Source organism: Lacticaseibacillus brantae DSM 23927 (assembly GCF_001436115.1).
Classification (GTDB): domain Bacteria; phylum Bacillota; class Bacilli; order Lactobacillales; family Lactobacillaceae; genus Lacticaseibacillus; species Lacticaseibacillus brantae.
Window position 1 is genome coordinate 262437 of the sequence record NZ_AYZQ01000003.1, and the last position, 13466, is coordinate 275902.

The 13466-nt window shown below is 46.3% G+C and carries 7 protein-coding genes; all 7 read left to right on the top strand.

Annotated elements, in window-relative coordinates:
- Positions 1-4 precede the first annotated feature (4 nt).
- Positions 5-1558, top strand: a complete 1554-nt coding sequence (gene asp1, locus FC34_RS07340) for an accessory Sec system protein Asp1 (RefSeq protein WP_057894768.1) — start codon at positions 5-7, stop codon at positions 1556-1558.
- The gene (gene asp2 / locus FC34_RS07345) at positions 1558-3120 is read left to right on the top strand and encodes an accessory Sec system protein Asp2 (RefSeq protein WP_057894769.1); all 1563 of its coding nucleotides are present in this window, start codon (positions 1558-1560) and stop codon (positions 3118-3120) included. The genes asp1 and asp2 overlap by 1 nt, the downstream gene beginning before the upstream one ends.
- A 1-nt stretch (position 3121) precedes the next feature.
- Positions 3122-3865, top strand: a complete 744-nt coding sequence (gene asp3 / locus FC34_RS07350) for an accessory Sec system protein Asp3 (RefSeq protein ID WP_057894770.1) — start codon at positions 3122-3124, stop codon at positions 3863-3865.
- Between the two features lie 52 nt (positions 3866-3917).
- Complete coding sequence (locus FC34_RS07355) at positions 3918-5363, top strand: glycosyltransferase (RefSeq protein WP_057894771.1); 1446 nt, start codon at positions 3918-3920, stop codon at positions 5361-5363.
- Entirely contained in the window at positions 5353-6207 is an 855-nt protein-coding gene (locus FC34_RS07360) for a hypothetical protein (RefSeq protein WP_057894772.1), read from the top strand. The genes FC34_RS07355 and FC34_RS07360 overlap by 11 nt, the downstream gene beginning before the upstream one ends.
- Before the next feature lie 556 nt (positions 6208-6763).
- Positions 6764-7051 carry an LPXTG cell wall anchor domain-containing protein gene (locus tag FC34_RS07365; RefSeq protein ID WP_057894773.1) on the top strand — a complete coding sequence of 96 codons (288 nt, stop codon included), beginning with the start codon at positions 6764-6766 and terminating at the stop codon, positions 7049-7051.
- Positions 7052-7515: 464 nt separating this feature from the next.
- A partial coding sequence (locus tag FC34_RS07370) for a KxYKxGKxW signal peptide domain-containing protein (RefSeq protein ID WP_057894774.1) occupies positions 7516-13466 on the top strand: 5951 nt, incomplete at its 3' end.

Sequence of the window (13466 nt, forward strand, 5' to 3'; positions counted from 1 at the left end):
GCTGATGATTAACATGATTCCTGCCTGGCCACAATTGGCCGAGCGGACGCAAGAAGACGGCACGGTCAATTTGGTCCGTTTGCTCAGTCAAAGCAGTCACCCGACCCGCCTAGTCGTGACAGACTATACACCGATGTTGCGGTACTTCTTAGCTGCCAATCATTTGTTAGAAACCCCCTGGGTAAGCGTATTTGATGAGCTGCAGCAGGTACATCAAGCGGTCGGCCTCCCGCTTTCGGTCGAGGATATTGAGCTTCCGGACGGCGTTGATCTGATCTATGGTCCGGATACCGCCTATCTATATCGCCAAGAACAATTAGTCGGCACCTTTGAAATGGCCAAGCCTGGATTTGTTAAGGCGATTCATTGGGGTGGCGATGACGGTCAACGTGTAGATACCTATGATGATCGGGGATTTCTTAGTTCAACGATTGAACTCAACAATGATAATCAGCGCACCAAACAAACCTGGTGGACACAAGACGGTGAAACGGCACTCATTTTTGATGGGACGCAATACCACTGGCTTAACGCACCAGCAGAGGTTGATCAAGACTTTGACACACTAGAAGCATTACAACTGCAAGTGATTACCGCCATCGTGGCGCCAGATGATCATTTCATTGTCCGTTTAGTGGAAGATAATCATGAGCTCTCTCGACTAGTGAGCCAGAACTGGACCACAACGCTTCAAATTGCCACGCAAAACGATTTGCCTGCAGCTAGTGATGCTGACCTAGTGGAGGCTAGCCGAGCAGTTGTTTTGCCGACCGGCCAAATGCTGCGCCGTTTACAGCGTAGGTTGCCAGAATCAGATTCGACGCACTGGAACGTCATTGCGCCGTACGCGACGACCTTATCCCTCGGCTTCTCCAATGAAGCTGATTATTTAACGGTTTATTGGCACCTGAATGATCTGAATAAAGAACGCACTGAAGCGGTGTACCTGAAGTTACTTGCGGCGATGGCTCGGCACATTGATTATGCGTTAACCATCAACGTCCACAACGACGAAGAAGTCCCTCCCATGCTCAAAACTGCTTTGTACAGCATCACCCAATACTATGGAATTAGTGGTGATTCACCAGAATTTGCCATGATTCAGCATGCGTTGTTTGATGAAAGAGCAGATACATCCATGGCTAATATTGATGAAAGTATTCTTAACGACACTGGTGATACAGAAAAGGCAGACAATTTCACTGCTATTAAGGCCTTCATGGAGCGTTTGAAATTTCGGGTTCACAGTGATTTTTCAGAGATTCGCAGTGATTTCAGCGATGCGCGGGTGCTCATGGACCTGGGTAGTCAGCCTAATTTGTTCATGCAAATCCAGGCGATTTCGGTTGGGATTCCGCAAGTCAATGAGGTCGATACCGGTTATGTGCAATCAGGCAAGAATGGCGACGTGATTGTGAGCGACGCCGCAGCAGTTACGGCTGTTCGCACTTATCTTGATCAATTGCCCCGTTGGAGTCAGTCACTGGTGGTCAATACGCGCTTAATTGACCAACACGCGGAGAATCAATTATTAGTTCAATGGGAGGAGGCATTATAGTGGCAAAACATCATTTCTTTCAACTAGGGCCTCTGGCACTGGATATGCCGCCCGTGCTTGCTCACAATTATCAATTCGAATGGGTCGAGGATGATTTAACCTATGAACCCGACGAAGACACCCCATTATTCAAAGATGGCAAGTTGAACACGCCATATCGGAATAATTGGTACTTGATTAGTCGTGGTGCTGCTATTTTGAACGACCTTGACCGTTTGGCCACCTTACCAGCCAATCTGATTTTACTGGATACAGGTGCAATAGTGCCCAAAGAGGCTGAGCACATGTTGGCCTTGAAACAAGTGCATCACGTTGACTTTGATGATTCCGAATATTTACAGGATATTCTTGAACACAATTGCTTCGACGGACAGCAAGGTTCGGGACTTAACCCCGACAATGTGAGTGTGAGCCAAAGTTTCACCGGAGATGTTCGGTTGGATGGGCACAAAACCATTACGGTTGAGGGCCAGTTTGATAATCAACGTGTGCCTGTCCTTAATTGGCGGACATCAACTTGGGATTTGTATGACACGTATTTTGATATGCTGCCTGAAATTGAAGTCAGCGGGGATGTCACCCCTTGGTTCGAAATCGTTCTCATCAGCAGTCAGAATCGTGGCGATATGCAGCGGCTCACTTTAGACGCGGCACATTTTCGCGATGGTCTGCGAATTTACACGGACAACGCTGATCAGATTATGCAGGTTCGTTTATTTGCTCAAGGTTCCGGTAAGATTTCCGTCGGCAAAATTCATGTCCGCATTTCCAGAAATGGATTTGGTGAATTGTTCCCTAATGGGCAACGCTTGGTGGATACGACTGACAGAAATTCGGAATTGCTGTCATACTTTGATGCTGGTGATATGAAGCCGCCCTTGATGGTGTATTTCTCAGGGTACCGTACTGCTGAAGGGTTTGAAGCGAACTTCTTGATGCAATACTTTAAGAGTCCTTTCATGATTATTGGTGATCCGCGGCTCGAAGGGGGGGCTTTCTACCTTGGCAGCGACAACTTAGAACAACAGGTTGTCGACAGCATTCAGGAGAAGTTAGACGCTTTGGGCTTTACGCACGACCAGCTCGTGCTTTCAGGGCTGTCAATGGGTACCACCGGAGCCTTGTATTATAGTGCTCGATTACAGCCACACGCGGTGGTGGTTGGTAAACCTCTGGTTAATCTCGGCAATATTGCGGGCAATGAACGGATTAACCGGCCTCATGGCTTTCCGACGAGTTTTGATTTGATGCTGAACAACCAGGAGAGTGTGTCGAAGACTGGTATTGAAGACATGAACAAACGCTTCTGGGATCGTTTTATGGCGGGGCATGTGAGCGATACACTTTACGTCTTGGCTTATATGCTGGATGACGATTATGACGGCACCGCCTTTCCTGATTTATTCCGGTATCTGACCAGCACCTTCCAGGGCATTCGGATTTGGCACAAAGGGTTGGTCGGCCGACATAATGACGATACACCAGGGATTACCAACTGGTTCATGCGTCAGATCCTGTTGATTTATGCTCATGATTTTGGCCGCGTGACGGAGGAGGGATAGCATGCTAAACCTAATTTTTTGGCCCCGCACCACAGCTGATACGTATAACTATGGGACAACAATGAGTTTTGCCGCTGATAAGTCTGTCCAATACAGCAATCAGTTAATGCCACCTGGTGAACCAATGCACACGTGGAAATCACTAACTGGCAATGAAAATGGCCAGGGCTATATTGGCCTGCCTTTGCTCCAGCACGGCGTTGAATACTACTGGGAAAGTACGATTTCCGATTTGAAAGGTAAAATCCAAACCCAAGTCCTCTTTTACGATGAGGATGATGCCGAAGTGGATCGCGTGATTCTTGAGGATGGCAAGGGAACTTTTGTCTACCCAGAAGGCGCACAAAGTTATACGATTGTATTAGTGAATATTCACCATCAACAATTTACTTTTCATTATGGGGTGCTCACTGAAGCAGAAACAGCGATCCATCATAACTGGGAGATTGATATTCCTACTCAACAAATCTTCGTCTATCCAGACACGGCTAATCAACGGCAACAGGCTCCGATGCTCCAGCTATCAGCTAGAAATGCCGGGTCATTTTCCTTCTCAATTCCTGATGAGGGACCATTTGTCGGGGTGTTTGGCTCGACACAGGAATATCACAATTCAGATTGGCAACATCAGCAACAAGCTATTATTCAGACCAAATATCCAACCGTGGCGAAAATTCAAGCCTCGAGCGCAGCTACAACGGAGTTGCGGGCACTACTCGAGACTTTGAGCCAGAACGAGGAATAGTCAGATTCTAGTAGGGAGGAGAAGCAGATCTTAGGGTCTGCAACTTGATGATATGAATTTTTTTGTAAATGGTGCGATTGGCATTGGTAATTCCGGGGTTGAACATGCACAGTTTTTCCGCGCAAAGCGGTTTGAACAAGCGAATTTACCATACCGGTTTGTCTTTTCAGACTATGCACCTGAACTGCAGGAGGCAATGGACACATGGGGCTTGACCAATGATCAAGTGTTAAATGTGTTTGAGTATTTCACGCTTGGTGGAGATTACATCACCAAGGGTGCCCCAAAACTTTTTGAAGCGAAGAAAGAGACCATCATCGACAGTACCAATACTCATCGGTTACGTCACAACTACACCCGCCGAGGCCTGCATATTGTAGAATCGCTGGTGAAATATCCGAACAAACACAAGAACGATGGGGTCTTGTTGGTTAGCACCGGTCACACTGAGATTTTCGATCGGAATACCGGCTTAAAGAAAATGAGCTGGGAAACCGTTGATGACCAACACATGCAGTTCATGATGCGAAACATTCATATTTATCATCAAGCAGACCATGAACATTATTTCTTCGAGAATGAAGTCAGGATGTTACGCTACTTCTACCACAAAATTAATGAGGCGTTCAACGAAGACAATGTCTTCATCATCGACCGTGGTGAAAAGAATGAACACGCCTTGGTTGATGTTCCAATGCCACATGCGAAGTTCATTGATATTGTCCATGCTGATCATTTAGGCGAACGGGATGATCCAAAGAATCCATTGTGGAATAACTATTATGAATATATGTTGACCCACATGAATAAGTTCGATCGCGTCATCGTGGCCACAAAGGGCCAACGGGATGACTTCCTGGTCGACTTTCCTGATCAACAAGCCAAAATTTTGACGATTCCTGTTGGCGGGGTGAGTGACACACCAAAGAAGATTGAGTCACACCAATTAGAAGCACCACTGAAGCTCATTTCTGTTCAACGTCTTGCGCCTGAAAAACACGTTGATGAAGTGATTAAAGCGGTTGCGCAATTCCACAATGACGGTCACGAGGTCATCTTGGATATCTATGGTCAGGGTGGCGAACATGACAAGCTTGATACCTTGATTAAGGATAGTAAGGCCGAAGATTATATCAAATTGATGGGTAACTCGAATCAGCTAGCTGAAATCTATCCTAAGTACGATGCTTACATTTCAGCTTCATATTCTGAAGGTTTCGGGTTGACCTATATTGAAGCCCTCGATGCCGCTCTGCCAATTATTGCGTATAAGGCACGCTTTGGGGCAATGGACTTGGTTGATGATGGTGTCAACGGGTTCTTAACTGACTATAAGCGCGACGATGTTGACTTTAATGTCGGCCAACTGGTTGCTGCATTGAATAAGTTGCTCGAATCTGACTACCCAACATTGCAGAAGAATACGCAAAAGACGGTCGAAAATTATCAAGATCATGTGATTGCGAAGAAATGGGAGGACATGTTGCATGCGCTATGAGTTGTTGAATACCATCCAAGAGAACACGCCTGTATGGGAGAACATTAAGAAGCGGGCTAAGAAAAGCCATGAGACCATCATGACCTTGGCACCTTCGCCAGCTCTCTACGGTGCGGTTAAAGAAAATCAACTGCCAGCAATGAACTTGCTGGATCACATCACGCAACGAACATACCATCCTGGACGTTATGTCTTCTTCGATCACGCACCTGTGCCAGATGACACTGCTATTCAGATGCAAGAAGATGGCTATATTAATTTAGCCAGAGATGGCGAGAGCATCGGGTTTATGACGCTCTTTGCCAACACTCATCGGGCGCTTCGGGAAATTCATTACACTAATCCTGATGGGACAAACGATACATTAGAAGAATACACTTATGACGGCTCGCAGTTTAGCAATCTCATTTACTACAATAATGAATTGCAACAGATTCAATTCTTGAATGAAGATGGGCAAGTCGTTATTCGTTACTTTTTCTTCGACAAAATCATTAATTTGATCACGATTGAGGATCCAGAGACGCAGGAAGTTGTGCGCCGTTACGACACTTTGGGTGATTTCACTGCCGCGGAACTGGCGGCTATTCTGAAGCCGGAAGACACAGTGACAATTAGCTATATGGCCACAGAGCTGAATGCATTGGTGAACACCAAGTCGCATAATATCCTACGCTTGTCCGAGCCTGCAGTTGACGAGTCTGGCGCAGTGCGCGGGAATCTGCTGATGATTCTTAAGAATGAAATCAAGTACATTCATGAGGTTGAGATGCCAACAGCCGATTACAACGAATTGGCTATGCGCAACATTCCGCTCACTAAAGCAAAAATCGTTGATGATTAATTAAATTTACTAAAGATAAACATGAGTAAACAGACAGACTTTCACATTTGAAGGTCCGTCTGTTTTTTTATGCGCTTTGGAATGCGTTCCAGAAGTAAACTGATGCCGATGGTCAAGATTGGTATAACTTAGGTGGCAACCAATGAATCAAGTCAGACGGTGCCATCTTAGATGCTATCCCATGGACTTCCAGTGAGAACCGGACAGCCGGAGCCGTCACAAAGGGCAATGGCATTTCAGTTTACACCTTGTCTAGTCGTGAAGGCGTCGCAACTTGCCAAGTTCTCGCACCAGGTACGGCATGGAGAATTTCTGGTAAGGACATAACAAGCGATGGCCAAGTTGGGTATCGTGTTGGGACATATCGTTCGATTAAGTCTAACGACACTATTATTGGTAATATCCAGCAGGTACCGGCGTTGGTGTAATCAATTATGAAAAGGGTCATGGGATTGCCGTTTGGGGTAACCCTGATGGCACTAACTTCACAGGCAAGCGCCTTGAAGCTGGCACAGCTTGGAAGATCTTTGGTTAGTCAACGAGTGCCGATGGTCGTGTGTTCTACAACGTTGGTGGGAACCAATGGATTGCCGCGCACTCTGTCACATTACATGGTGGCAAGTTGATCATCACGAACACATCAGCATCTACAGTACAGGCGTCGAATACATCCGCTCCTGTTACTAAAAGTTCCAACGTTGCTGTAAATGCCGAAGATAGCAGCGCATTACCAGAAACTGGTGATGAACAGCAGGCTGGCATGTCAGTCATGGGCACGATTCTCTTAGGCTTGATGGGACTTGGCTCCAACGTCGGACTTAAGGGTAAGGAGCGTCAGGACTAACCTTATCTAACGATTTATACCAGCTCGTTTAGATAACGTCAGCAAACGAAAAACCCGAACCAAATTCATATCGGCTCGGGTTTTTCGTTTGCAGTAAAATAATGCCGTAAATATTTGAAGATAAATGTTGTAAAAGCGAGTAAACGTTAATAAACAAACTTAAAAATTTTGAGATAGTATTTTGATTATGAAAATGCGACAAGCATTGATATATAACAACTTTGACGAACTTGAATATGGGCAAACGGGTTGGCGTGAGGCCCTTTGCCAAGGCAAACTATTAACATTTTTATATAAAAGTTTTAGAATGTACTTGGACGACAGGACAACTTGCTGACAATTGTATTGATGTCAATAAATTGCAGATCCGGAAAAGGTTTCTTACAAAATGTGAAATTTATTTATATTACATTTGTTATATACTGACAACAGCAAATTGTCACTTTTTTGAGGAGGTAACATTGATGGGACGTTTGAATCCGGAGAAAAAGTCCGAGATTTTCAATTCAAATAGTAAAACTCGGTTCAGAATGTATAAGGCGGGGAAACAATGGTTGGTGGCTGGTACAGCAACGTTAGCCGGCTTATTTGGTGCGAGCATCGCTCAACCAAGTACGGTAAAGGCCGCCAATACGGTCGGTGTCGCTAAGGATGCCACAACCACAACGAATGCTACGGCGAAGTCTGTCACAATTCCGGCTCCTTCTACTGCCGATTCGACTGCCACAAACAGTGCTTCTGAGAGCACGAGTGTTTCAGAAAGTACCAGTACGTCACAGAGCGTGAGTGAAAGTGAGAGCGCTAGTCAAAGTACTAGCGTTGCCAATGCATCCACTGCCACTGCTTCAAATGTTACTGCTGATACAAATACACAGAACAATGATGACACAGCTACCACAGCGACTGACACCACAACTGCACCAGTAGATAATCAGACAACCTCAACGCCAGTTGCGGCAACAAGCACACCTGTAACAACCACCACAGCAACGGACGGCACGACACAAGTGACTAGTCCTGCTGCTTTTAGTGATGCCACTCTTAAGAGCCTTATGGCAAGCCTGCCAAAGGGCACAACCGTTTCTTATGAAAACGGTGTGACGACATTCTCATTGCCAACAGACTTAAGTCAGGCTGATCTGGACAATATTAAGAAAGCCATCTTGGCAGCTAACCCTGTTCAAGGGTCACAGATTAAGATTACTGCAGCGGCTGCGGTCACTGCGGTTGCCGCGGCAGCTGCAAGTTATCCTGTAGCCGGGTTGACAACTTCCCAGCAAGCCATTTGGGATGCCGGGGTCAACGCGACTGTTACCCGATTACAGGGACTTCTAGAATCACTAACTTCTGGTACGGGCTCGTTTGGTTTGCCTTCTAATCTCGGTAAGGTTGCCAATTTACTCTTGTTTTACGATTCAAACACTAAGACATTTGATCTGACCGGTAGTCACAAGTTGGGTGATGGCACCAATAAGACTTTCATGCAGCTTATCACGGGAAACGGTTGGGGTTGGCAATCTAACTCGTGGACCGCAAACGGAACCTACTACAACTTCCCACTACTTGGTGGACAGACTCTGTATTTGGACGATCACGCTAACTTCTATGCAAACAGTACGCCCAGTCGGCTTACGGTTACATCCGCTATGGTGACACAATTATGGCAAGCAGCTGCCGATCAACTGTTCAAGCCGTATCTTCAAACACTGATTGATTATCGTGATCAGATGAAGAATGCGCTTGATCCAAGCATCGACCCGAATGCGGCCAAGAATCAAAATGCGCTTTTGAGCATGAGTGATTATCGTAATGGTGATATGAACCCTACCGGCACCGATATGACAACGCTCTTTCAGCTAGCTGGCAGCCTCTCTAATTCGCCACTGGGCGACAATCCTAATCTCAAGGCTGTCTTTGGTGAACCTACTAGTTTACAGTCGACAGACCCTGCATTCAAGAGCTTTGATACTACGTACAAGAGCTTAAACCAATTATTGAACCTTGTTATTGGTATTATTCAGAATGCTGCCATTCACAAGGCGCTATCCGATGTCCGCTCACTCGGCTTGGCGAACGGTGGATTTGATTTAACAAATGGGTTGAGTAACTATGTGCCAAGCACGTTGGCGGATGCAATTCAGTTAAATGGTACGCTGTCGCTGCTCGTTAATGGTGGCCTTGGCGGTCTCTACCAAGGATTGGGTTTCAGTGATGCCGTTGCCGCGCCTTATACAAATAGCGTTTATCAAGCATTAGCCGATGGGATTTCCTCAGCCGTTCTGAGAAATGCCAACTATGGGATTCAGACAGCTCTGAAAGAAATGCAGATTATTCCAACCAATAAGTTGACTGCTGCTGGTGACACGATTTATACGAAAGCTCAAATGACGGCTGACTTTGGCAGCAAGTTCAATCCGACAGATCCGACCAGTCTGACATCAAATCAGTTTAACTTTGCATCGGGGAATCCTGGCGGCAACTGGTCTGAATTTCTGCAGGCCGGTGGCTACTCGTGGATGAATAAGATTGCCAAGCCGATTATCACTATGGCTATGCAAGATGCTGTCGTTAATTATAAGGCACCGACACAGACCACTCCTGCATCAGATACAGTTAAGACAACGGCTAAAGAAGTTCTTGATACGTTAGTCTCACAAAATGTTTTAAAACAATCTGAAGAAGACGCAATCCTGAATAGTAAACTTTCAGATCCCACAACCTGGAAGGGGCTGGATCAAAGCGGTAACGCCAGCTCAACTGCTCTTGCATATAAGCGACCAGGTGATGGCACCCAAGACTTCATCTTCTCTCTGTATAATAGTGTTGTGAACGCCTATAAGAGTGCGGCTGCGGACTATATCAAAGCACCAAATGCAACCGATGCCGAAATGAACAACACGATTTTCCGGAATCCTGGTGATCCAAGCGCCGTTGGCTATACATGGGCCCAGTTCCAGAAGGACGTTAACGCTAACGGCAACTTAACAGCCGCAGAAAAGGCGCTCGCTCTTACGGCTATTCCTTCCGATGCCCGGATGACAGCCTCGCAACCAGATCCGACAACGGGGCTAGCAACACCCGCGACCAGTTTCTCATTAGATGCTTTAATGGCTGTCGTTAATGCTGATACCCAGCTAACTGCAGCCCAAAAGTCCAATTTGATTACCAAACTGACGTCTGCGCAATACATTCAGTATCAGGTTATGGCTTATAACAAGGTTTATAAATACTTGCAAGCTTCTGACGCTGCCTACAGAGCCGTATCTGACGCAGACACCACGGCCAAAACAGGTGTGGACGATGCTGTTAAGAATCACGCGAGCTATACCACGGCAGTAACAACTGTTGGTGCACCGACAGACTTGGGTGCGAGTGCTCTGGCAAACTATGGAGACTTATTCAGTGCTTACACCGGGCCTGACGGTAAAGCGCTGGATGCCACACAGCCTGACTTTAAGCCTATAGTTGTTGACACCACTAATCCGAATATTTCTGCGGCTGATAAAGCAACGGCTTTGGCAGCCCAGAATTGGATGGCTCAACAGTTAAGTCAGGCATACGTTGATGTTTATAACGCTGAAGGGCAACGGATTGTTAACGCCTATACCGCTGGTCAGAACACTTCTACACAGCTCGCTGCGACGAATCAATGGGCTGCCATTAATCCAAGTGATACAACGAATCTGAATAAGTTGTCAGTAGGTGCTGATGGTAAAACAGCGACAAGCACAACCACGCCTGTGTACTCAACATCAGCTGATACTACTGCGAACATTCAATCGATGGTCGGTGCTACAAAAGGGCAATATCCAACTGCGTTCTCAACAGGTACCATCTTTAAAGATGGGTATACAAGCAACACAATCCCTGTTACTGTGACTTACAAGATTGCCAGTGGTTCTACCAAGAAGCTAAAGGTTTCAGACTTCATGGGGACAGATGTTACAGCCGACACTACTAATAAGACCGTCACCAAGACAATTACGAACAAAGATGGCTCAACTATTGTTTGGAACGGCACAGGGTACGATGCAACAGCAGGAACGGTCACCCAGTTAACGAAGATCTATTATTCCGCCATTGGGACCACTCTTTCTGAAACGGCTGTGGAGACCACTAATGGGTTAGTTGCCGGGGATGTCCAGCCTGAACAAGTCGAAACGTCGATGACACCAATTACGTTCAGCTATAGTGACTCTTTACAGATTAATCAGACAAATCCAGGTACCCTGAAAGTGGATTCCGGCACTGTTGACTATAAGGATGGCGAGAGTGCCACACAACATCTCGCTGACGATTCGCAGACTGTGACAGTCCACTTGGATTTTGTCGATCAGAATGGGAACCACATGTACAAAGATGTCGTCATTCCCAAGTACCAGACCACTGTTAATCCTGATGGCACCTTAACAGTTGTTGATAACGGTAATGGCCCAGTGCCTGGTGGATACTTGCAAACGCCAAATGACGATCAAAAGGTTGGTACCTATTCGATTACATTGACAGATGCAGGTAAGCAATATGTAAATGACTACATTCAGTACGTGGCGAACATGTCCACAACCAACCTGTTGACGGCGCTAAATAGCACTGCTTTGACTGGGACGTTAACAATTAACCCAACGGTTGCTGGGTTGCCGACAGTTACCGCTATCAATAAGACAATAGCTGTTGGTACGGAGACCAGCATTTACTCTCAAAAAGATTTCTTTACTGTCACCAATTCTCGTAATGAACCAGTGGATGTCAATAACGATCTTCAGCATGCTTCCGTTGATTTTTCTGCCATCGACTCTAGTAAGCCAGGCGTTTACCCAGTGACGATGGTCTACACAGACCCATATAGTGGTCAAGTTGTCCGCAAGATTGCAGTTGTCACGGTTCTTGATGGTCAAGACTCGTTGGTTAACTCCCTGGCCACCTCTGAGGCCAACTCGACGCAGTCCATGATTCAAAGCCAGGCAGATTCCACTGCGGCATCGTTGAGTGTGGCATTATCACAAGCAAATTCGACTACTAGTGTGGCCAATTCTGAGACGAGTGCTGCCAACTCTGCACATAGCGTGGCCAACAGTCAGACCTCTCAAGCACTTTCGACGGCTTCCGAGATTGCGTCCGCTGATAGCGCAAAGCAATCACAACTGATTGCTGATTCTGAAGCTCTTTCTCAGAACATTCAGAACTCTATTGACGCTTCATTAGAGATTTCAGAGTTCATCAGCTATTACGGGTCTACAACTGCAAGTACCGCAGTTAGCCAAGGGATTGCTAGTGGACTTGACTCGACTCAAACCTCCATCAACGCAAGTATTGCGGGGTCTGAAGGGGCTAGTTGGGTAACAAGCTATGCTGACTCTTTGACTGAACAATTAAGCGAGTCAAACGCAGGTAGTCAGGCTGAAAGCGCTGCGGTTTCCGAAGGTGTTACAGATCCAGGTTCACTTCAATCCGCTTACAATAGTGGTGTAAGTATGGCCCAGTCTCAATATGCTTCGATTTCGCAATCGAATTCGGCTAAGCAATCTGTAGCAACTTCTGTTTCACAGAGCAACAGTCAAATTGTCAGCCTACAAAATTCTCAAGCTTCTGAAGGCAGCGCCGCAATTAGTCAGTTGAGTAACCTTGGAAGCCAAAGTACTTCAACCTCAATTGCGAATAGTTTGGAACAATCAACCGCCAGTGAGAATTCTGTTGTAAGTAGTGAAGCAAATTCACGGGCTAGCGAAAATTCAAATGCTCATTCCAATCTGACAAGTGATTCAACGGCGGCAAGCCAAGCACAATCAACTGCAAGTGAAGATTCAGAAACTGCCAGTGATTTGATTTCAGAAGCAAGTAACAGCAACGTGGATGAAAACAGCCGTAACTCAGCGGCTTCTCAAGCATCCGAAGTAAACTCTGCAGCCAGCCAAGCGTTGTCAGAAGCAAGTCAACATTCTGCGGGAGCAAGTGCGGCTGAAAGCCAAGTTAACTCAATCGCGAGTGCGGCATCAGAGGCCAACAGTGTTAAACAGAGTGAATTGAACTCAGCGATTAGCGATGCTTCCCGTGCTGCTAGTCAACAACTGTCAACTGCTAGTCAATATTCCGAACTGCAAAGTCAAGCTCAATCGAAGGCCGATTCAGACGCCGGTAGTCAGAAGGCTTCCGATCTTTCTGAAGTACAATCAGCAGCGTCAGCTGCAAGTGAGGCACAATCAGCTGCTAGTGAAATCAACTCAGGCGCAAGCCAAGTACAATCAGCTGCAAGTCAAAACTCAGCTGTTCAAAGCCAGAGTCAGTCAACGGTTGAAAGTTTGAACTCAGTTGCTAGTGCGTCACAATCTGCAGTTCAAAGTGTTGTCGATTCAATTACAAGCGAGAACTCGCAGAGCCTTGCATCAACAGCAAGTGAGAACTCACAAAGCATCGCATC

Excerpts from the sequence above, each read along its gene's own strand:
- asp1 (WP_057894768.1), top strand. The coding sequence starts at position 5 with ATGATTAACATGATTCCTGCCTGGCCACAATTGGCCGAGCGGACGCAA.
- asp3 (WP_057894770.1), top strand. The coding sequence starts at position 3,122 with ATGCTAAACCTAATTTTTTGGCCCCGCACCACAGCTGATACGTATAAC.
- FC34_RS07355 (WP_057894771.1), top strand. The coding sequence starts at position 3,918 with ATGAATTTTTTTGTAAATGGTGCGATTGGCATTGGTAATTCCGGGGTT.
- FC34_RS07360 (WP_057894772.1), top strand. The coding sequence starts at position 5,353 with ATGCGCTATGAGTTGTTGAATACCATCCAAGAGAACACGCCTGTATGG.